The organism is Nocardia macrotermitis, from assembly GCF_009604405.1.
Taxonomy (GTDB): Bacteria; Actinomycetota; Actinomycetes; order Mycobacteriales; family Mycobacteriaceae; genus Nocardia; species Nocardia macrotermitis.
This window is the reverse complement of sequence record NZ_WEGK01000009.1, coordinates 219,072-239,855: the sequence shown is the minus strand read 5'-3', so window position 1 is coordinate 239,855 and position 20,784 is coordinate 219,072. Positions and strand designations below refer to the sequence as shown.

Here is a 20,784-nt window from a genome sequence, read left to right as displayed (position 1 = left end):
GGTCCGGTTGGGCGGACCAATACCATGCACGGGGACCCACGCAATACCCAGCCGCGTTGCCCGGCTGTGATCCGGCGTCGGTACCCTGACTCGTCGATCCGAAACCCGTCCGCGGCGGATTTGCCGAGTAGAGCCGCATTGTGACTGAGAGGAGCCTCGTGCCCGTGCAGCCCAGCCCGCAGGTGCTGCGTCCGGCGGTGCCGCCGTCGACGGAGTTGCACACGGTCGTCGAGCTCACGGGCGCGCGCCTTTCCGGCGTCGGCGTCGGCGAGCTCACCGGGGTGGTGATCACCGGAATCGAGCAGCGTTCGAATGCGGTGCAGCCGGGGGATCTGTTCGCCGGGCTCGCCGGTGCGCACGCGCACGGCGCCCGGTTCGCCGCCGACGCGGTGGCGCGCGGCGCGGTCGCGGTGCTCACCGATGCCGTCGGCGCCGAATCGATCGGCACACTCTCGGTGCCCGTTCTGGTGCACGAGAATCCGCGTTCGGTGTTGGGTGAGCTGTCCGCGGCGATCTACGGGAATCCGTCGCAGCGGTTGCGGGTGCTGGGTATCACCGGCACCTCCGGGAAGACCACCACGTCCTATCTGGTCGAGGCGGGTCTGTCCGCGGCGGGACTGCGCACCGCGTTGATCGGCACCATCGAGACCCGCATCGGGGGGCCCCGCCCGAGCGGTCAGGGCTGCGACGCGCCCGGCGGGCCCGGAGGAGGCAGCGTGCGTAACCACGCAGGGCCCTCGGAAGCGTCGCCATCGGATTCTGCGGAGGCAGCGTGCGTAACCACGCAGGGCCCCCGCTCGGGCGGCAATTGGTCCTGGGTGCCCAGTGCGCTCACCACGCCCGAAGCCCCACAGCTGCACGCGATGTTCGCGCTGATGGTCGAGCAGGGCGTGCAGGCGGTGGTGATGGAGGTGTCCAGTCACGCGCTGGCGCTGGGCCGGGTGGACGGGGTGCGGTTCGCGGTGGGGGCGTTCACGAATCTGTCCCAGGATCATCTGGACTTCCATGCCGATTTCGAGGACTACTTCGCGGCCAAGCGCAAGCTGTTCGTCCCGGAGTCGCTCAGCGCGTCGTCCGGGTCGGTGGCCGCGCAGACCTGCGTGATCTGCGTCGACGACGCCTGGGGCCGACGCTTGGCCCGCGAGGTGGGCGGGCGCGCGCCGGTGGTGACGGTGTCGACCGGTGCCGGTCCGATCGGCGATGGCGCGGAACCGGATTGGACCGCGGTGGACGCGACCACGCTGGGCGGTGGCGAGCAGCGGTTCACCGCGCTCGGGCCGGGTGCCGCGTCCGGTGCGGAACAGTCCGGTGCATCAGCCCCGGCCGAGAACGTGAAAGTCGATGTGCGGCTGCGTCTTCCGGGCCGATACAACATCGCCAACGGCCTGCTGGCGATCGCGGTGTGCGCGGCGGCGGGCGTGGACGCGGAGGTCGCCGCGCGGGCGCTGGCCGAGGTCGATGTGCCGGGCCGGATGCAGCGGGTGGATCGCGGCCAGGATTTCCTGGCCGTGGTCGACTACGCGCACAAACCGGCCGCGGTCGAATCGGTCATCGCGACCCTGCGCGAATATCTGAAGGGTTCGAACGGCAGGCTGGCCGTGGTGGTCGGCGCGGGCGGCGATCGGGACGCCGGTAAACGCCCGTTGATGGGCGCGACCGCCGCGCGCGGTGCGGAATTGGTGATCATCACCGACGACAATCCGCGCAGCGAGGATCCCGCGACGATCCGCGCGGCGATCGGCGCGGGCGCGCTCGGCATGGCCGAGGCCGAACGTGGTGAGGTCACCGAGATCGGTGACCGGGCGGCGGCCATCGCCGCGGCGGTGGACTGGGCTCGGTCCGGCGACGTGGTGCTGGTGGCCGGTAAGGGGCATGAGACAGGGCAGGAGATTGCGGGTGTGAAGTATCCGTTCGATGACCGAGAGGTGCTGGCGGAGGCACTCTGCCGGCGATCGGTGCCCGATGACAAGGACCTGACGGTTTCATGATCGAGATGACCCTGCGGGAGATCGCGGAGATCGTCGGCGGCACGCTGCACGATGTTCCCGATCCCGCGGTGACGGTGACCGGTGCGGTCGAATTCGATTCGCGCCGAATCAATTCCGGAGATCTGTTCCTGGCGTTGCCGGGTGCGCGGGTCGACGGGCACGACTATGCGGCCGGGGCGGTGGCCGCCGGTGCGGTCGCGGTGCTGGCCGCGCGACCGGTCGGGGTGCCCGCCGTGGTGGTGAGCCCGGCCGGCCAGCGGGGGGCCGACGGCGGTTCGGCCTACGTGCTGGCGCACGACACGGACGGTTCGGCGGCCGCGGTGCTCGCGGCGCTGGCCAAACTGGCCCGCGCGAGTGTGGAACGTCTGACCACGAACGGTGAGTTGACCGTCGTCGGCGTCACCGGCTCCTCCGGCAAGACCTCGACCAAGGATCTGCTCGCGCAGGTCCTGACCCCGCTCGGCGCGGTGGTCGCGCCGCCGGAGTCGTTCAACAACGAACTCGGTTTCCCGTGGACGGCGTTGCGCGCCGATGCCAGCACTCGTTTCCTGGTGCTGGAGCTGTCCGCGCGCGGACCCGGACATATCAAGGCGCTCACCGAGATCGCGCCGCCCTCGATCGCGGTGGTGCTCAATGTCGGCACCGCGCATCTGGGCGAATTCGGCAGCCGCGACGCGATCGCGCAGGCCAAGGGCGAGTTGGTGGAGGCGCTGACCTCCTCGGGGGTCGCGGTGCTCAATGCCGACGATCCGAACGTGGCCGCCATGGCGACGCGCACCGTGGGACGGGTGGTGACCGCCGGGCAGTCCGAGAGCGCCGCTGTGCGCGCGCTGGACGTGCAGCTCGACGAATCCGCGCGCGCTCGATTCACCTTGCGCGCCAACGGTTCCGAGGTTCCGGTGCGGCTGTCGGTGCACGGTGAGCATCAGGTCGCCAACGCGCTGTCGGCCGCCGCGGTCGCGCTCGAATGCGGTGCGGACCTCGAGACGGTCGCGCGGTCGCTGTCGAGCGCGCGGGCGGCCTCCAAGCATCGGATGGATGTGCGCACCCGCCCGGACGGCGTCACGGTCGTCAACGATTCGTACAACGCCAACCCGGATTCGGTGCGTGCCGCGCTCAAGGCGCTGGTGACCATGGCCCGCGCGGGCGCGACCGGCGGACCCGGCGGTAAGCGGCGCAGCTGGGCGGTGCTCGGCGAAATGGCCGAGCTGGGCGAGGATTCGGTGGTCGAACACGATCGCATCGGCCGCCTCGCGGTCCGGCTGGACGTGGACCGGCTCATCGTGGTCGGCGCCGGACGTCCCTCGCACGCCCTGCATCAGGGTGCGGTCATGGAGGGCTCCTGGGGTGAGGAGTCGATCCTGGTCGACGACATCGCCGCCGCGCTCGAGATTCTCGACGCGGAACTCGCACCCGAGGACGTGGTGCTGGTGAAGGCATCCAACTCCGTCGGATTGTGGGCGGTGGCAGAGCATCTCGCGCCGGGCAGCACAGCGCCCGGCGCCGGTACGGAGGGCTCGGAAGTGCCTCCTGTGGACACGGAAGCGGGCCGATGAGGCAGATTCTTTTCGCGGCGGCGATCGCACTGGCGGTGTCGATCCTGTTGACGCCGTTGCTGATCCGGATGTTCGCCAAACGTGGCTTCGGCCAGGAGATCCGGATCGACGGACCCGAGAGCCACCAGGCCAAGCGCGGTACCCCGACGATGGGCGGCGTCGCGATCCTGGCCGGTCTGTGGGCCGGATACCTGGGTTCGCACCTGATCGGCATCGGTTACCGCGCCGAGGGACCGACGGTCTCGGGCCTGCTGGTGCTGGCGCTGACCACCGCGCTGGGCGGGGTCGGTTTCATCGACGACTTCATCAAATTGCGCAAGGGCCGCAACCTCGGCCTGACCGCGGCGGGCAAATACATCGGACAGCTCACCGCGGCAGTGGTTTTCGGCGTGCTGGCGTTGCAGTTCCCGGGCGCGAACAAGCAGACCCCGGCGAGCCGGCACCTGTCGTATGTCCGCGACATCACGACGGTGTCGATGGGCGTGATCATCTTCCTGGCGTTCGTATGCCTGGTGGTGGTCGCCTGGTCCAACGCGGTGAACCTCACCGACGGCCTGGACGGTCTGGCCGCGGGGTCGATGAGCCTGGTGCTGGGCGCGTACGTGATCATCACCTTCTGGCAGTACCGCAACGCGTGCTCGGTGCACGCCGAGGCGGGCTGCTACAACGTGCGCGACCCGCTGGACCTGGCGCTGGTGTGCGCCGCCGGCGCCGCGGCCTGCATCGGATTCCTGTGGTGGAACGCGGCTCCCGCGAAGATCTTCATGGGTGACACCGGTTCGCTGGCCCTGGGCGGGTTGATCGCGGGCCTGTCGCTGCTCTCGCGTACCGAACTGCTGATGATCGTGATCGGCGCGCTGTTCGTCGCGGAGACCACCTCGGTGGTGTTGCAGGTCGCGGTGTACCGCACGACGCGTAACCGGCTGTTCAAGATGGCGCCGTTCCACCACCACTTCGAACTCAGCAAATGGGCCGAGACTACGGTGATCATTCGGTTCTGGTTACTCGCGGGCATAGCGTCGGCGATCGGACTCGGTTTGTTCTACAGCGAATACCTCTCTCAGGTCGGGTAAAGCAGCAATGGTCGAACACACTCCGCGGGCCCTGCGATCGCCGGGCCCCATGCTCGAATTCCTGCGTGGCCGTGACGTTCTCGTGGCCGGTTGGGGCGTATCGGGTCGTTCCCTGATCGATCCGCTGCGCGATATCGGCGCGACCCCGGTGGTCACCGACGCCGGGGCAAAGGCGATGGCCGAGGCGGCCGAACTGGGCCTGGACACCGCCACGGGGGAGAGCCTGCTCGAATCCGGTGGGCTGGACCGCTTCGCGCTGGTGATCACCAGTCCGGGCTGGCGGCCCGACTCCCCGGTGCTGGCCACCGCGGTCGCCGAGGGCGTACCGGTCTGGGGCGACGTCGAATTCGCCTGGTGGGTGGATCAGGCGCGGCTGTACGGACCGGTGCGGAAATGGCTGGTGATCACCGGCACCAACGGCAAGACCACCACCACCCAGATGACGCACGCGATCCTGCGCGCGGCCGGGATCGCCAGCGTCGCGTGCGGCAATATCGGCCTGCCCATCCTGGACGCGCTGCGGCGCACGCCGGGGCCGCAGGTGCTGGCGGTGGAACTGTCCTCGTTCCAATTGCATTGGGCCCCTTCGGTACGTCCGGAGGCGGGCGTGGTGCTGAACGTGGCCGAGGATCACCTGGACTGGCACGGCGGCCTGGACGCGTACGCGGCGGCGAAGTCACGGGCGCTGATGGGCCGGGTCGGCGTCGTCGGCCTGGACGATCCGGTCGCCGCGGCGCTGGCCCGGCGGTCGCGGGCGCGGCGCACGGTCGGTTTCCGCGTCGGCGTCCCCGCCGACGGTGAACTCGGCGTGGTGGACGGCAAACTGCTCGATCGCGCGTTCACCAAGGCCGCGATCCTGGCCGAGGTGCGCGATATCAGCCCGCCCGGTCCGGCGGGGGTGGCCGACGCCCTCGCGGCGGCGGCGCTGACCCGATCCATCGATGTCGCACCGCAATTCGTGAAAGAGGGGTTGCAGGAGCACAAGGTGGGCCCGCATCGCGCGGCCTCGGTGCGCGAGCTGTCGGGCGTGGAATTCGTCGACGACTCCAAGGCCACCAACCCGCACGCGGCCCGGTCCTCGATCCAGGCGCACGCGCAGGTGGTGTGGATCGCCGGGGGACTGCTCAAGGGCGCGCACGTGGACGATCTGGTCGAGGAGGTGGCCGAACGTCTCGTCGCGGTGGTGCTGCTGGGTAAGGACGCCCCGGTCATCGCCACCGCATTGGCGCGACACGCCCCCGATGTCCCGGTCGTCGAGCTCGGTTCGGGTGACGATGCAGGGATGGGTGCGGAACTGACGTCCGAGATCGACGGCGCGGACGCGGTGATGGCCCGGGCGGTGCGCATCGCCGCCGGATACGCCACCAATGGTGACACGGTGCTGCTCGCCCCGGCGGCGGCGTCACTGGACATGTTCGCCGACTACACCCACCGGGGACGCAGTTTCGTCGCGGCGGTGCAGGCGCTGGACGAAGGAGATATCGGGAGCCAGCAGTGATGCGGCGGGTGGCGCCCGTGGTCAGTGAGGAGTGAGCGTGACCAAACCGGCGCGCAGAAGTGCGGGTACGTGGTTCGGTGCCTGGCTGGCGCGTCCGCTCGCCTCGTTCCATCTGGTCGTCACGATCGCCACCCTGCTCACCGTGCTCGGTCTGGTGATGGTGCTCTCGGCGTCGAGCGTGGAGTCCTACGCCGACGACGGTTCGGCCTATTCGCTGTTCATCCAGCAGTTGCTGTTCGCGGTGCTGGGTGCGGTGCTGTTCTATCTGGCGCTGCGGATTCCGTTCCGGGCGTTGCGGCGGCTGTCCTTTCCGATGTTCGCGGTGTCGGTGCTGGCGCTGGTGCTGGTGTTGATTCCGGGGATCGGCACCGAGGCGCAGGGTTCGCGACGCTGGTTCGATATCGGCATCGTGCATGTGCAGCCCTCGGAGATCGTCAAGGTCACGCTGATCATCTGGGGTGCGCATCTGCTGGCCACCCGGCGCGCGGAGAACGCCGGATACAAAGAGATCCTGATGCCGCTGGTCCCGGCCGGTCTGCTGTGCTGTCTGCTGATCGTGCTGGAGCCGAACCTGTCGACCACGATCGCGGTCGGCATCATCCTGGTGGCGCTGCTGTGGTTCGGCGGGTTGCCGGTGCGGCTGTTCGTCGCGATCGGCGCGTCGGGCGTGGTGGCGGCGTTGGTGCTGGCGATGACGGCCGGATACCGCTCGGATCGGATGCGCGCGTTCTTCAATCCGGGTGACGATCCGCAGGGCATCGGATATCAGGCGCGGCAGGCGATGTTCTCCCTCGCCGACGGCGGTATCTGGGGCCGGGGCCTGGGCCAGAGCCGGGCCAAGTGGAGCTATCTGCCCAACGCGCACAACGACTTCATCTTCGCGATCATCGGCGAGGAACTCGGATTCCTCGGCTGCGCACTGGTGCTGGGCCTGTTCGCGCTGTTCGTGTACACGGGTCTGCGGATCGCGAGCCGGTCCGCAGACCCGTTCCTGCGGCTGCTGGTCGCCACCGCGACGACCTGGATCACCGGTCAGGCGCTGATCAACATCGGTTATGTGGTGGGTCTGCTGCCGGTGACCGGCCTGCAGTTGCCGCTGGTCTCGGCGGGTGGTTCCTCGCTGGCGATCACGCTGCTGATGTTCGGCGTCATCGCCAGTGCCGCCCGGCACGAACCCGAGGCCGTCGCGGCCCTGCACGCCGGGCAGGACGGCCGGTTCAGCCGGTTGCTGCGGCTGCCGAAGCCGGAGAAGTATCCGCCCTCGCGCAGTGCGGCGACCCGGCCGCGCGGCGCCTCCCGGAGCTCGGCGACCCGGCGCGAATTGCCCGCGGCGCGCAGACGGGTAGATTCGGATTCCGCACGGCGCGAACGCCGCGGCACCGCGTCGCTGCGGACCACGCGGGCCTGGGAGCCCAGCTATCGGACGACACATGCGAGAGAACGGGGTAAGTCCAGGTGACCAGTAGCGGCGGCGTCGGGCCCGACATCGGGGGACGGGCGCTTTCGGTGATCGTCGCTGGCGGTGGTACCGCCGGTCATATCGAACCGGCCATGGCGGTCGCGGACGCGTTGCGCCGCCTCGACCCGACGATCCGGATCACGGCCCTGGGCACCGAGCGCGGTCTGGAGACGACCCTGGTGCCCGAGCGCGGCTATCCGCTCGAGTTGATTCCGCCGGTTCCGTTGCCGCGCAAGCCGACCGCGGATCTGCTGCGGCTGCCGGGGCGGGTGCGGGCCGCGGTAGCGCGCACCCGGGCGGTGATCGATGCGGTCGAGGCCGATGTGATCGTCGGCTTCGGCGGCTATGTGGCGCTGCCCGCCTATCTGGCGGCCGGGCGCGGGTTGCGTCGTCGCCGGTCGGTGCCGGTGGTGGTGCACGAGGCGAATGTGAAGGCGGGCATCGCGAACAAGGTCGGCGCGCGGCGCGCGGCGCGGGTGCTGGCCGCGGTGGCGAATTCGGGTGTGCGGGCCGCCGGTCGGTCCGATGCGGAGGTCGTCGGGATTCCGGTGCGCGAGTCGATCACGACCCTGGATCGGGCGGGTCTGCGCGCGGAGGCGCGGGAGCATTTCGGGTTGCCCGCCGACGGGCCGGTGCTGCTGGTGTTCGGCGGTTCGCAGGGGGCGCGCACGCTCAACGAGGCGGTCTCGGCCGCCGCGCCGCAGTTGCTGGCCGCGGGTATCTCGGTGCTACACGCCCACGGTCCCAAGAACACCTTGCAACTCGCCGCACCCGCCCCCGGTGACGCCGCGAAATATGTTGCGGTGCCGTATGTCTCGCGGATGGATCTGGCGTACGCCGCGGCCGACGCGACGGTGTGCCGCTCGGGCGCGATGACGGTGGCCGAGGTGTCGGCGGTCGGATTGCCCGCGTTCTACGTACCGCTGCCGCACGGCAACGGCGAACAGGAACTCAACGCGCGGCCGATCGTCGCGCAGGGCGGCGGCACCATCGTCGCCGACGCGGAGTTGACCGCGAAATATGTGCTGGATGAGGTGATTCCGCTGCTCACCGACCCGGAGCGGCTGTCGCGGATGTCCGCGGCCGCCGCCGGGGCGGGGCATCGGGACGCCGCCGACGCGGTGGCGCGGATCGTGGTGGAGGTGGCCGGGCGATGACCGACGAACAGGACACGACCGTAGCGGTCGGTGAGCTACCCGAGCTGCTGCAACGGGTGCACATGGTCGGTATCGGCGGTGCCGGCATGTCCGGCATCGCCCGGATCCTGCTCGCGCGGGGCGGATCGGTGTCCGGATCGGACGCCAAGGAGAGCCGCGGCGTGCTCGCGCTGCGGGCCCGGGGCGCGCAGGTGCGGATCGGGCACGACGCCGGGGCGCTGGATCTGCTGCCCGGCGGGCCCAGCGCGGTGGTGACCACCTACGCGGCCATCCCGAAGACCAATCCCGAACTGGTCGAGGCGAAGCGGCGCGGGGTGCCGGTGCTGCTGCGCCCGGCCGTGCTGGCCGAACTCATGCACGGCCATCACACGCTGCTGGTGTCCGGGACGCACGGCAAGACCTCCACGACCTCGATGCTCGTGGTGTCGTTGCAGCACTGCGGATTCGATCCGTCCTTCGCGGTGGGCGGTGAGCTGAACGAGGCGGGCACCAACGCCCACCACGGCACCGGCGGCTATTTCGTGGCCGAGGCGGACGAGTCGGACGGCTCACTGCTGCAATACGATCCGGACGTCGCGGTGGTCACCAACATCGAATCGGACCATCTGGACTTCTTCGGCACCGACGAGGCGTACGTCCAGGTCTTCGACGATTTCGTGGATCGGCTCACGCCCGGCGGCCTGCTGGTGGTGTGCCTGGACGATCCGGGTTCGCGCGCGTTGGCCGAACGGGTCGCGGCGCGTTCGTACGAACGCGGCATCCGCGTACTCGGTTACGGCTCCGGCGATCAGGCCGACGCCCCGGTTCCGGTCGGCGTGCGCCTGCTGTCCTGGCAGCCGCGCGACGTGGGCGGGGTGTGCACGTTCCAGCTCGCCGACGAATCCGCCCCCCGCACGCTGCGGCTCTCGGTGCCCGGACGGCATATGGCCCTCAATGCCCTGGCGGCGCTGCTGGCCGCGCTGGACACCGGCGCCGATCTCGGCGAGGTGCTCCAGGGACTCGAGGGTTTCGGCGGTGTGCATCGGCGCTTCCAGTTCGTCGGCCGGGAGAACGGCGTGCGGGTGTTCGACGACTACGCGCATCATCCGACCGAGGTGCGCGCGGTGCTCGGCGCGGCCGCGGAGTTGGTGCGGCAGGAGGCCGCGGACGGCGCGCGCTCGCGGCAGGGCCGGGTGATCGTGGTGTTCCAGCCCCATTTGTACAGTCGCACTGCGACATTCGCTACGGAGTTCGGCGCGGCGCTGGACGTCGCGGACGAGGTCGTGGTGCTGGACGTCTACGGCGCGCGGGAGAAGCCGCTGCCGGGCGTCAACGGCGCGCTGGTGGCCCAGTCGGTCTCCAAACCCGTGCACTACCAACCGGATATGTCGCGGGTGGGCCGGCAGGCGGCCGGGCTGGCGCGGCCGGGTGACGTGGTGATCACCATGGGTGCGGGCGATGTGACGATGCTCGGTGGTCAGATCCTCGACGGATTGCGGGTGCGCCCGCCCACCGGACGATGATCAGCGTCCGCCTGCGTCCGCCGTCGCGTCGAATGATGCTGTGCGGCTTGGCGGTTGCCGGACTCGTGGTGGTGCTGGCCCTGGTGGCGTGGTTCACGCCGCTGCTGGCGGCGCGCACCGTCACGATCGAAGGGCTGGCCACGGTGCCCGAGCAGCAGGTGCGTGACGCGCTCCAGGTGCCCGACGGCGTCTCGCTGCTGCGCCTGGACACCGACGAGATGGCGCGTCGGGTGGCGGCGATCCCGAAGGTGCATTCGGTGCGGGTGCGACGGGATTTCCCCTCGACGATCCGGGTGAGCGTGCAGGAGCGCACCGCGGTGCTCTACTTCGATTCGCCGCAGGGTTCGCACCTGCTGGACGCCGACGGCGTCGAATTCGCCATCGAGCCACCGCCTCCCGGGGTGCCGAAGCTGACGACCGCGCATCCGGGAGATAGCGACCCGGTCACTCGCGCGGCGGTGACGGTGCTCACCGCCGCCTCGCGGGGTTTGCGGGGTCAGGTGGGTGAGGTTGTGGCGCGGTCGGTTTCGGATATCGAGCTGGAACTGCGGGACGGGCGCACCGTGTTGTGGGGCGGCGCGGCCGATTCGGCGCGCAAGGCCGAGGTGGTCGTTCCGGTGCTCACCCGGCCCGGACAGGTATACGACGTTTCGACTCCGGATCTGGTGACGGTAAGGTGAGTGATACCCGTTGTGCCGTTGGCGTTTTCGGTGCGTGTCGCGATGCGCGCCGAGTCGCCGGGGTCGCCGGTGCCGATTCCCCCTGCCTCGAGCGGCTGTTCGCGATACGATGCGGGGCGGGCTCGGACGAGACGGATCGCACAAGATTCTGGTTCTCGCGTCGGCGCGCCTGCGCGCGGATTGCGGCGGGTACGAATAGCGTTCCGCAGCAGTCGGATACTTGACATAACGCCAACCCTATGGTTGAGGTTGAGGGTTTGCTCGGGCATGAGCCCGGGTTAGCCGGATCGAAACCATCCGCGGCTCGGCGCTCTGCCGGGAATTCGAAAACGACAGGCTTAGATCTAAGGAAGGCGAGAGCCCATGACGCCCCCGCACAACTACCTTGCAGTGATCAAGGTCGTCGGTATCGGCGGCGGCGGCGTGAACGCCGTCAACCGAATGATCGAACAGGGACTCAAGGGAGTCGAGTTCATCGCCGTCAACACCGACGCGCAGGCGCTGCTGATGAGTGATGCGGACGTCAAGCTCGACGTCGGGCGTGAACTCACCCGCGGCCTGGGCGCCGGCGCCGACCCCGAGGTCGGTCGCAAGGCGGCCGAGGATCACAAGGACGAGATCGAAGAGGTGCTCAAAGGCGCCGACATGGTGTTCGTCACCGCCGGTGAGGGCGGCGGCACCGGTACCGGCGGCGCGCCCGTGGTGGCCAGCATCGCCCGCAAGCTCGGCGCCCTGACCATCGGTGTGGTGACGCGGCCGTTCTCCTTCGAGGGCAAGCGGCGCAGCAACCAGGCCGAGGCCGGGATACAGGCACTGCGCGAGTCCTGCGACACCCTCATCGTCATCCCGAACGACCGGCTGTTGCAGCTCGGCGACGCGGCGGTCAGCCTGATGGACGCGTTCCGTTCCGCGGATGAGGTGCTGCTCAACGGTGTTCAGGGCATCACCGATCTGATCACCACCCCGGGTCTGATCAACGTCGACTTCGCGGACGTCAAGAGCGTGATGTCCGGCGCGGGTTCGGCGCTGATGGGTATCGGCTCCTCGCGCGGTGAGGGACGTTCGGTGAAGGCGGCCGAGGCGGCGATCAACTCGCCGCTGCTGGAGGCGTCGATGGACGGTGCGCACGGCGTGCTGCTCTCGATCGCGGGCGGTTCGGATCTGGGCCTGTTCGAGATCAACGAGGCCGCCTCGCTGGTGCAGGAGGCCGCGCACATCGAGGCCAACATCATCTTCGGTACGGTCATCGACGATTCGCTCGGCGACGAGGTGCGCGTCACGGTGATCGCGGCCGGATTCGACAGCGGCACCCCGACCCGTCGCCTGGACGCCCCCGTCACCCGCTCCACGATCGGCTCCGCGCGCGCGGGTGAGGTCGGCCAATCCCATTCCCGCGGTACCGATTTCCCGAGCCGTACCGCGGACCCGGCCCCTCCGCCCGCGACCCCGGCCCCCGTCTCCCGCGGCCCCGCGCCCTCCTATGAACCCCGCCCGGCCGTGGAACCGACGGTCGCCCACAACTCCCGCAGCCACATCCAGCCGCCGGAGGACGACACCGACGACGACGTCGACGTGCCCTCGTTCATGCGTCGCTAGTTCGATTCACCTGAGCACCCGTTCCTGAGCGGACGGGTGCTCACTTGTCTCTGGCCGAGTCCCCTGTCCGACTCTCGGGGCCGCCGGGTGTCGAGTCGGCGGATTCGGGCGTGGTCTGCCTTCGTGCGCCCGGCCGGTTATCCGTATTCCCTTCGAGATCGGTCGTCGTGTCGGCATCGCGGACGGTCGTCGGGCTGCGGCCGTGCCGTGAGGGTGGTTCGCGTGATGCGGCTGGGCCGGATGGTGGTGGGGGAGGGCTACTAATCTCGGGGGTATGCCAACGCAACAGCTGATGCGCACCCGGAGGGTTACCACCACGCGGGCGGGTGGGTTCTCGCGCGCGCCGTACGACTCGTTCAATCTCGGCGATCACGTCGGGGACGATCCGGAGGCGGTGCGGCGCAATCGGGTTCGGCTGGCCGAGGGGATCGGTTTGGCGCCGGAGCGGCTGGTCTGGATGGAACAGGTGCACAGCCGGACGGTCGAGATCGTGGACGGGCCGCGCGCGGAACCGGTGCCGGTGACCGACGCGTTGGTGACCACCGTCCCGGGCCTGGCGTTGGTCGTGCTGACCGCGGACTGCGTACCGATCCTGCTGTCCGACGATGAGGCCGGGGTGATCGCGGCGGTGCACGCGGGCCGGGTCGGCGCGCGGATCGGCATCGTGCCGCGGGTGCTGGAGGCGATGATCTCGGTCGGCGCGCGCCCCGAACGGATCGGCGCGTTCCTCGGTCCGGCCGCGAGCGGCGCGCGGTACGAGGTGCCCGCCGCGATGCGCGACGACGTCGAGGCACATCTGCCCGGCAGCGCCACCCGGACCGCCAACCGCACCCCGGGCCTGGATCTGCGCGCGGGCATCCGGCGGCAGCTCGAGTCGGCGGGTGTGGGTGCGGTCGCGGTCGATCCGCGGTGCACGATCGAGGACGCCACGCTGTTCAGTCATCGCCGGGGCGCGCCGACCGGACGTATCGCCGGAGTCATCTGGCGCGAGCCCACCGAGCCGCCGGCCTGATCCGGCCGGGCAGCGGTGTGCCGGGTGCGGGCCGGTTGCGGTGTGCGAGAACCGGTTCCAACCCGATGTCCGGAAATTGACGGGACACGCCCGGACCGATCGTGATAGGAATCGCAATCGAGGGAGAGGAATCATGATCGGCGAATTCGGAAGGGCCACTGCGGAATCCGGCACCCGGACCGATGCGCTCGCGACCGCGTTGACGGGGTTGTGCGAGCGCATCGACGCGGCCTGCCGCGCGGCCGGGCGCGATCCGGCGCAGGTGCGATTGCTGCCGGTCACGAAGTTTTTCCCGGCCTCGGACGTGGCGATCCTGTACCGGCTCGGGCGGCGTGAATTCGGCGAATCGCGCGAGCAGGAGGCGACCGCGAAGGCGGCCGAACTGGCCGATCTGCCGGGCGTGGAATGGCACATGATCGGCCGCCTGCAACGCAACAAGGCCAAAGCCGTTGCCCGCTGGGCGCATACGGTCCACTCGTTGGACAGCGCCCGGCTGGCAACGGCACTTGACGCGGGGGTCCGGGCGGTCCGTGACGCGGGTGAACGGCAGGGTCCGCTGCGGGTGCTGCTGCAAGTCGCCCTCGACGACGATCCGACCCGCGGCGGTGTCGCGCCGGCCGATTTGCCCGAACTCGCCGATCAGGTCGCGAGCCTGGAGAACCTGCAGCTCGCGGGCCTGATGGCGATTCCGCCGCAGCGTTGCGATCCGGATGCCGAGTTCGCTCGGCTGGCGGATCTGCATGTCCGATTTTTGACGCAACACCCCGCGGGGACCGAACTGTCAGCAGGCATGTCGGGAGACCTCGAGGCCGCGATTCGACACGGGTCCACCTGTGTGCGTGTCGGTACTGCCTTGATGGGCGCTCGACCGATAACCTCGGGATAGCAAACAAACCTCAGCAGTCACATTCGAAACATATGCTTGTGGCCGAAGAGGATTGAGCAGGACTTCAACACCCCAGGTCAACCGGGGCCGTAGGAAGGTCGACCAGGATGAGCGAGCGCAGCGAGCGAGTCGTCAAGGCAGTCACGAGCGTGCTCGTGCGGGGAGGCGTCAGCGAGGTGGGAGCCATGAGGGAGCGCAGCGAGCGAATCGAAAGCACAGCTACGAGCGTGCTCGTGCTGGCGGCGAGCGCTAGCGAGGTGCCGGCCATGAGGGAGCGCAGCGAGCGAATCGAAAGCACAGCTACGAGCGTGCTCGTGCTGGCGGCGAGCGCTAGCGAGGTGCCGGCATGAGTACGCTGCACAGGTTCAAGGCTTACTTCGGCATGGTGCCGCTCGAGGAGTACGAGGACGACTACGTCGACGATCGCGGGTCTCGGGGGATCGAGGACCGTCCGGCGCGTCGTTCGCGGGAGTTCTCCGAGCCGCGGTACGAGGGGGCGGGACGTTCTTCGCGTTTCGAGGACGATCGCTACGAGTCCGAGCAGAACTATCCGGAGCCGGCGTACAAGGCGCCGTATCAGCCCGGGTACACGGTGTCGCGGCGGAGCGAATTCGCCGACGACTCCTATTCCGACGACCGTTACGAGCCGTCGCGTCGGCCGACGCGAATCGAGTCCGCGCCGTCGGGGCGCTCGCGCGGCCTCGGTACCGGCTCGTCGATGATCCGCGGCACCACTCACGGTGCGCTGGCGGTCGACCCGGAGGTCGAGCGCAGGATGGAAGAGCGGCGACTGGAGGAGCGCGCTCGTTTCGAGCCCGCCCCGCGCCGCTCGCCGGTCTTCGAGGACGGAGGCCCGTTGTCCAAGATCACGACGCTGCGGCCGCGCACCTTCACCGAGGCGGCCATCATCGGTGAGCGGTTCCGCGACGGCACGCCGGTGATCATGGATCTGGTCGAGATGAGCAACGCCGACGCGCGGCGCCTGGTCGACTTCGCCGCGGGGCTGGCGTTCGCGCTGCGTGGCTCGTTCGACAAGGTGGCCACGAAGGTGTTCCTGCTCTCACCGGCCGATGTGGACGTATCGGCCGAGGAGCGCCGTCGCATCGCCGAAACCGGCTTCTACAACCAGAAATAACGCTCGAATCGGACGTTGCGTCGCGGCCGTGCACCCGGCTGACGCGCGACGCGCGGGGGATGCCGCGCCGTGGTGAACGGCGCGGGGAGTTTGCAGGACACCGAATCTGAGGCAGAGTGGCGGGGTGGCCCTGTTCAGTGTGTTGAACTACCTGCTGTTCGTCTTCTGGTTGCTGCTCATCGGCCGGATCATCGTCGAGTTCATCCGGAGCATCGCCCGGGACTGGCGCCCGCGTGGCGCGGTGGTCATCGGGCTCGAGGTGATCTTCACGATCACCGATCCTCCGGTGAAACTGCTGCGGCGGCTGATACCACCGGTCAACTTGGGCGGAATTCGGCTGGATCTGTCCATTATGGTGTTGATATTCATCGTGTTCATCTTGATGACGGTCACCGGCGGGCTCGGGCAGGCGCACGCGCCGGTGTGACAGAATGGGTCGTGACGAATAGCTTGCAAGATCTACCGCTAGACCTCCGTACGAAGCGTGAAGGGATCCTTCCATGCCGCTGACCCCAGCCGATGTGCACAACGTCGCGTTCAGCAAACCGCCGATCGGGAAGCGGGGCTACAACGAGGACGAGGTCGACGCGTTCCTCGATCTGGTCGAGCAGGAGCTCTCACGTCTCATCGAGGAGAACGCGGATCTGCGCCAGCGGGTTGCCGAGCTGGACGCCGAGCTGTCCGACGCGAAGGCGGCCCCCCGCCCGATGCCGCAGGCGGTGAAGCCCGCTCCGCCGCAGCCCGAACCGCCCAAGCCGATTCCGGTGCCGCCCCCGGCCCCCATGCCGGTCGCCGCGCCCGCCCCGGTCAAGGACAACAGCGCCGCCGACGCCAACCTACAGGCGGCCAAGGTGCTGAGCCTGGCCCAGGAGATGGCGGATCGGCTCACCACCGATGCCAAGACAGAGGCAGAGACGCTGCTGTCCAACGCGCGGGCTAATTCCGAGCGACTGGTCACCGAGGCGCGCACCCGCTCCGACGGCATGGTGTCCGAGGCCCGTCAGAAGGCCGAGACGCTGCTCTCGGACGCGCAGAGCCGGTCGGACAACCAGCTGCGTCAGGCCAAGGAGAAGGCCGACGCCCTGCAGGCCGACGCCGAGCGCAAGCACACCGAGATCATGGCCACCATCACCCAGCAGCGCAGCGTGCTGGAGAGCCGCATCGAGCAGCTCAAGACGTTCGAGCGCGAGTACCGGGTGCGGCTGAAGTCCTACCTGGAGTCCCAGCTCGAGGAGCTCGAGAACCGCGGTTCGGCGGTACCGGTCGACGGTGGTGAGGCCTTCGATGGCACCAACGGCAATCATGCGCCTGCGTCATTCGCCAAGGGCGGCAAGTAGTTTCGCTTCGGCTGTCGCCGTTCCCGCCAGCCCGGGACCGGTACGCGCAGCCGCGGCCGTGGTCGGAAGTTTCGTCGAGCCAGCAGGCCCGTCCAGGGGGTGACCATGCTCGTCCTGACACTTGTTCTCGCGGCTATCGGATTCGGCCTCCTGGTCGCCGCACTGACCACCGGTTCGGTGGTGTGGGCCTGGGGATGCATCGTGGTGTGCGTCATCGGCGCGGTGCTGCTCCTGGTGAGCGCCCTGTCGATGCGCGATTCCGACGATGACACCCAGACGCGTCCGGGTCGGCACGTCAAACACTGAGCCGTGCCGCGCGCGGCGCGCCGGTGGTCACGCGATGCGAACGCGGACCGCGGTCGGAAATAGTTTTGACCGCACTGGCTACAATCAAACCTGTAACTACGGCATTGATCCGGCAATCACCGGGGAGTCTTCGGAAGAACGGCTGCGCGGCCTCGTGAGCTGCGACGCTCAGTAGAACCGAACGGGTGGGCCCGTCACAGCTCACAACGAGAGGTCCGGCGCTGTCACCATTGCGCCGGGCAAGCGGGGTGGTACCGCGGTCTCGGCGCACCGGCGCCGATATTCGTCCCCGTGCCCACAGGCTGCGCTGCGGCGCATACGGCACGAGGAGACACGTCCCGACATGGCGGACGAGACAACCCACCGCAAGGCAGAGGCCGGCGAGGTCCGGGACAGCTATCCGCGCGTCGATCTGGGCGTCGGGGGTCAGGTTTCCTTCCCGGAGCTGGAGCAACGCGTCCTGGACTACTGGGCCGCGGACGACACCTTCCGGGCCAGCATCGACAACCGTTCGGACAGTGCCGAGTTCGTCTTCTACGACGGTCCGCCGTTCGCCAACGGTTTGCCACATTACGGACATCTGCTCACCGGATACGTCAAGGATTTGATCCCGCGTTTTCAGACGATGCGCGGTAAGAAGGTCGATCGGCGATTCGGTTGGGACTGTCACGGACTGCCTGCGGAGCTCGAAGCGGAGAAGCAGCTCGGTATCACGGACAAATCACAGATCGAACAGATGGGTCTTGCGGAATTCAATGCCGCTGTCAAATCCTCTGTGCTCCGCTACACCGGTGAGTGGCGCGATTATGTGACTCGTCAGGCCCGGTGGGTCGATTTCGACAACGACTACAAAACCCTGGATCTCGACTTCATGGAGTCGGTGATGTGGGCATTCAAGACGCTGTACGACAAGGGGTTGGTGTACCAGGGATTCCGGGTGCTGCCGTACAGCTGGTACGAGCAGACGCCGCTGTCCAACCAGGAGACCCGCCTCGACGACGCCTACAAGATGCGGCAGGACCCGGCCGTCACCGTGGACATGCCGCTGCGGGTGCCCGCCGATCATCCGCTGCACGATCTGGACGGCGCCAACGCGCTGATCTGGACGACGACGCCGTGGACGCTGCCGTCCAACCTGGCGATCGCGGTGCATCCGGACGTGACCTACGTCCAGGTGCGCGGGCAGGACGAGAAGCGGTATCTGCTCGCCGCCGAACGGGTTTCGCAGTACGCGCGCGAACTCGGGGCCGAACCCGAGGTGCTGGGTGAGTACGCGGGCGCGGCGCTGGCGGATCTGCGGTACGAGCCGCCGTTCGACTTCTTCGTCGGCCACCCGAACTCGCATCGGGTGTTGAACGCGGACTACGTCACCACCGAATCCGGCACCGGGATCGTGCATCTGGCGCCCGCGTTCGGTGAGGAGGACATGGATGTCGCCACCGCCAACGGGATCGAGCTGGTGCAGCCGCTGACGCCGGGCGGGCGGTTCACCTCGATGGTGCCGCCGTACGAGGGTCTGCTGGTGTTCGACGCGAATCCGGTGATCATCAAGGATCTCAAGGCGGCCGGGAAGCTGTTGCGGCACGAGACGATCGAGCACTCGTATCCGCACAGCTGGCGTTCGGGGCAGCCGCTGATCTACATGGCGGTGCCGTCCTGGTTCGTGGCGGTGACCGAGTTCCGGGACCGGATGGTGGCGTTGAACCAGGAGATCACCTGGGTGCCGGAGCACATCCGGGACGGGCAGTTCGGGAAGTGGCTCGAGGGCGCGCGGGACTGGAACATCAGCCGGAACCGGTACTGGGGCAGCCCGATCCCGGTGTGGATCTCCGATGATCCGGCGTATCCGCGCATCGATGTGTACGGGTCGCTGGACGAGCTCGAACGGGACTTCGGGGTGCGTCCGGACGATCTGCACCGGCCCGCGATCGATGAGCTGGTGCGGCCCAACCCGGACGACCCGACCGGCAAGTCGGTGATGCGCCGGGTGCCCGAGGTGCTGGACTGTTGGTTCGATTCGGGGTCGATGCCATTCGCGCAGGTGCACTACCCGTTCGAGAACAAGGAGTGGTTCGACGGGATGGGCGGGGAGCTGGGCCACAACCCGGCCGACTTCATCGTCGAGTACATCGGGCAGACCCGCGGCTGGTTCTATCAGATGCACGTGCTGGCGACCGCGCTGTTCGATCGTCCGGCGTTCAAGACCGTTGCCGCGCACGGCATCGTGCTCGGTGACGACGGGCTCAAGATGTCCAAGTCCAAGGGCAACTACCCGAACGTCAACGAGGTGTTCGACCGCGACGGCTCCGATGCCATGCGCTGGTTCCTGATGAGTTCGCCGATCCTGCGCGGCGGCAACCTCATTGTCACCGAGCGCGGTATCCGCGAGGGCGTGAGCCATGCGTTGCGGCCGCTGTGGAACGCGTGGACGTTCCTGCAGCTGTACGCCTCGAAGCCGGGGACCTGGCGCACCGATTCGGAGCATGTGCTGGATCGGTACATCCTGGCCAAGCTGGCGCGCACCCGGGACGTGATCACCGAGGCGCTGGACGTGTACGACATCGCCGGGGCCTGCGACGAACTGCGCTCCTTCGCCGACGCGCTCACCAACTGGTATGTGCGCCGGTCGCGTTCGCGGTTCTGGGAGGAGGACAACGACGCCATCGACACCCTGCACACGGTGCTCGAGGTGACCACCCGCCTGGCCGCGCCGCTGCTGCCGCTGGTGTCCGAGGTGATCTGGCGCGGGCTGACCGGTGGGCGTTCGGTGCATCTGACCGACTGGCCCGAGGCCGGGGAACTGCCCGCGGACACGGAGCTGGTCTCGGCCATGGACGAGGTGCGGTCGGTGTGTTCGACGGTGTTGAGCCTGCGCAAGGCGCAGCAGCTGCGGGTGCGACTGCCGTTGTCGGAGTTGACGATCGCTGCGGCCGATGCGGAACGGTTGCGGCCGTTCACCGATATCGTCGCCGACGAGGTGAACGTCAAGCGGGTCGACCTGACCACCGATGTGGCCGCGCACGGTCGTTTCGAACTGGTCGTGAACGCCCGTGCCGCGGGTCCGCGCCTGGGCAAGCAGGTGCAGACGGTGATCAAGGCGGTCAAGGCCGGGGAGTGGTCCGAGAGCCCCGAGGGCGTGGTGATCGCGGCCGGGGTGGAACTACTGCCCGAGGAGTACACCCAGCGCCTGGTCGCCGCCGAACCCGAGTCGACCGCCGCGCTGCCCGGCAATGCCGGCCTGGTGGTGCTGAATTCGGAGGTCACCGAGGAGTTGGAGGCCGAGGGGTGGGCGCGCGACCTCATCCGCGATCTGCAGGAGACCCGCAAGTCGCTGGGGTTGGAGGTGTCGGACCGCATCACGGTGGTGCTGGACGTGCCGGCGGATCATGCCGAGTGGGCGAGCACGCACCGCGAGCTGATCGCCGGTGAAATCCTCGCCACCACACTCACATTCGCCGATGCGGGACCGGAGGCGGCCGAGGTGGTCGGCGGGGTGAAGGTGTCGATCACCAAAGCCTGAGTCGAGGCCGATCGTACGGCGTGACCTGGACAATGTGCCCGTAGGGAGAGAAATCCCTACGGGCACATTGTGTTTCGGG

Annotated in this window: 17 protein-coding genes; all 17 read left to right on the top strand. The window is 68.7% G+C overall.

Going from position 1 to position 20,784, the window contains the following annotated elements; genetic code table 11:
• Positions 1-158 precede the first annotated feature (158 nt).
• The 17 genes from NRB20_RS21710 (at position 159) to ileS (ending at position 20,705) form a co-directional block, all read left to right on the top strand.
• On the top strand, positions 159-1,988 hold the full coding sequence (locus NRB20_RS21710; protein WP_319945236.1) for a Mur ligase family protein: 1,830 nt from the start codon (positions 159-161) through the stop codon (positions 1,986-1,988).
• The gene (locus NRB20_RS21705; RefSeq protein ID WP_153411961.1) at positions 1,985-3,544 is read left to right on the top strand and encodes a UDP-N-acetylmuramoyl-tripeptide--D-alanyl-D-alanine ligase; all 1,560 of its coding nucleotides are present in this window, start codon (positions 1,985-1,987) and stop codon (positions 3,542-3,544) included. The genes NRB20_RS21710 and NRB20_RS21705 overlap by 4 nt, the downstream gene beginning before the upstream one ends.
• Positions 3,541-4,617: a phospho-N-acetylmuramoyl-pentapeptide-transferase gene (mraY, locus tag NRB20_RS21700; protein ID WP_153411960.1), complete on the top strand. Its 1,077-nt coding sequence runs from the start codon at positions 3,541-3,543 to the stop codon at positions 4,615-4,617. The genes NRB20_RS21705 and mraY overlap by 4 nt, the downstream gene beginning before the upstream one ends.
• A gap of 49 nt (positions 4,618-4,666) precedes the next feature.
• Entirely contained in the window at positions 4,667-6,115 is a 1,449-nt protein-coding gene (gene murD, locus NRB20_RS21695; protein WP_153412097.1) for a UDP-N-acetylmuramoyl-L-alanine--D-glutamate ligase, read from the top strand.
• A gap of 31 nt (positions 6,116-6,146) precedes the next feature.
• Positions 6,147-7,574: a putative lipid II flippase FtsW gene (gene ftsW / locus NRB20_RS21690; protein ID WP_406603863.1), complete on the top strand. Its 1,428-nt coding sequence runs from the start codon at positions 6,147-6,149 to the stop codon at positions 7,572-7,574.
• Positions 7,571-8,731, top strand: coding sequence for an undecaprenyldiphospho-muramoylpentapeptide beta-N-acetylglucosaminyltransferase (gene murG, locus NRB20_RS21685; protein WP_319945234.1), 1,161 nt, complete (start codon positions 7,571-7,573; stop codon positions 8,729-8,731). The genes ftsW and murG overlap by 4 nt, the downstream gene beginning before the upstream one ends.
• Complete coding sequence (murC, locus tag NRB20_RS21680) at positions 8,728-10,233, top strand: UDP-N-acetylmuramate--L-alanine ligase (protein ID WP_153411959.1); 1,506 nt, start codon at positions 8,728-8,730, stop codon at positions 10,231-10,233. Before murG ends, murC begins: the two co-directional genes overlap by 4 nt.
• 47 nt (positions 10,234-10,280) lie before the next feature.
• Positions 10,281-10,913: a cell division protein FtsQ/DivIB gene (locus NRB20_RS21675; RefSeq protein WP_153411958.1), complete on the top strand. Its 633-nt coding sequence runs from the start codon at positions 10,281-10,283 to the stop codon at positions 10,911-10,913.
• 363 nt (positions 10,914-11,276) lie between these two features.
• The gene (gene ftsZ / locus NRB20_RS21670) at positions 11,277-12,509 is read left to right on the top strand and encodes a cell division protein FtsZ (RefSeq protein ID WP_153411957.1); all 1,233 of its coding nucleotides are present in this window, start codon (positions 11,277-11,279) and stop codon (positions 12,507-12,509) included.
• 292 nt (positions 12,510-12,801) lie between these two features.
• The gene (gene pgeF, locus NRB20_RS21665; protein ID WP_153412095.1) at positions 12,802-13,521 is read left to right on the top strand and encodes a peptidoglycan editing factor PgeF; all 720 of its coding nucleotides are present in this window, start codon (positions 12,802-12,804) and stop codon (positions 13,519-13,521) included.
• 133 nt (positions 13,522-13,654) lie between these two features.
• The gene (locus NRB20_RS21660) at positions 13,655-14,407 is read left to right on the top strand and encodes a YggS family pyridoxal phosphate-dependent enzyme (RefSeq protein ID WP_153411956.1); all 753 of its coding nucleotides are present in this window, start codon (positions 13,655-13,657) and stop codon (positions 14,405-14,407) included.
• 107 nt (positions 14,408-14,514) lie between these two features.
• The gene (locus NRB20_RS21655) at positions 14,515-14,757 is read left to right on the top strand and encodes a hypothetical protein (RefSeq protein WP_153411955.1); all 243 of its coding nucleotides are present in this window, start codon (positions 14,515-14,517) and stop codon (positions 14,755-14,757) included.
• The gene (locus tag NRB20_RS21650) at positions 14,754-15,542 is read left to right on the top strand and encodes a cell division protein SepF (RefSeq protein ID WP_153411954.1); all 789 of its coding nucleotides are present in this window, start codon (positions 14,754-14,756) and stop codon (positions 15,540-15,542) included. Before NRB20_RS21655 ends, NRB20_RS21650 begins: the two co-directional genes overlap by 4 nt.
• A 124-nt stretch (positions 15,543-15,666) precedes the next feature.
• On the top strand, positions 15,667-15,969 hold the full coding sequence (locus tag NRB20_RS21645; protein WP_222975084.1) for a YggT family protein: 303 nt from the start codon (positions 15,667-15,669) through the stop codon (positions 15,967-15,969).
• Between the two features lie 73 nt (positions 15,970-16,042).
• Complete coding sequence (gene wag31 / locus NRB20_RS21640; RefSeq protein WP_153411952.1) at positions 16,043-16,879, top strand: DivIVA-like cell division protein Wag31; 837 nt, start codon at positions 16,043-16,045, stop codon at positions 16,877-16,879.
• A 105-nt stretch (positions 16,880-16,984) separates the two neighbouring features.
• Positions 16,985-17,185, top strand: a complete 201-nt coding sequence (locus NRB20_RS21635; protein WP_153411951.1) for a hypothetical protein — start codon at positions 16,985-16,987, stop codon at positions 17,183-17,185.
• A 343-nt stretch (positions 17,186-17,528) separates the two neighbouring features.
• Positions 17,529-20,705 (top strand): isoleucine--tRNA ligase, encoded by a 3,177-nt coding sequence (gene ileS, locus NRB20_RS21630; protein WP_153411950.1) that lies wholly within the window; start codon positions 17,529-17,531, stop codon positions 20,703-20,705.
• Positions 20,706-20,784 lie beyond the last annotated feature (79 nt).

Coding starts and splice junctions, on each gene's coding strand:
- wag31 (WP_153411952.1), top strand. CDS start 16,043: ATGCCGCTGACCCCAGCCGATGTGCACAACGTCGCGTTCAGCAAACCG.
- ileS (WP_153411950.1), top strand. CDS start 17,529: ATGGCGGACGAGACAACCCACCGCAAGGCAGAGGCCGGCGAGGTCCGG.
- murC (WP_153411959.1), top strand. CDS start 8,728: ATGACCGACGAACAGGACACGACCGTAGCGGTCGGTGAGCTACCCGAG.
- mraY (WP_153411960.1), top strand. CDS start 3,541: ATGAGGCAGATTCTTTTCGCGGCGGCGATCGCACTGGCGGTGTCGATC.
- NRB20_RS21660 (WP_153411956.1), top strand. CDS start 13,655: ATGATCGGCGAATTCGGAAGGGCCACTGCGGAATCCGGCACCCGGACC.
- pgeF (WP_153412095.1), top strand. CDS start 12,802: ATGCGCACCCGGAGGGTTACCACCACGCGGGCGGGTGGGTTCTCGCGC.
- murD (WP_153412097.1), top strand. CDS start 4,667: ATGCTCGAATTCCTGCGTGGCCGTGACGTTCTCGTGGCCGGTTGGGGC.
- NRB20_RS21705 (WP_153411961.1), top strand. CDS start 1,985: ATGATCGAGATGACCCTGCGGGAGATCGCGGAGATCGTCGGCGGCACG.
- NRB20_RS21650 (WP_153411954.1), top strand. CDS start 14,754: ATGAGTACGCTGCACAGGTTCAAGGCTTACTTCGGCATGGTGCCGCTC.
- NRB20_RS21635 (WP_153411951.1), top strand. CDS start 16,985: ATGCTCGTCCTGACACTTGTTCTCGCGGCTATCGGATTCGGCCTCCTG.
- ftsZ (WP_153411957.1), top strand. CDS start 11,277: ATGACGCCCCCGCACAACTACCTTGCAGTGATCAAGGTCGTCGGTATC.
- NRB20_RS21655 (WP_153411955.1), top strand. CDS start 14,515: ATGAGCGAGCGCAGCGAGCGAGTCGTCAAGGCAGTCACGAGCGTGCTC.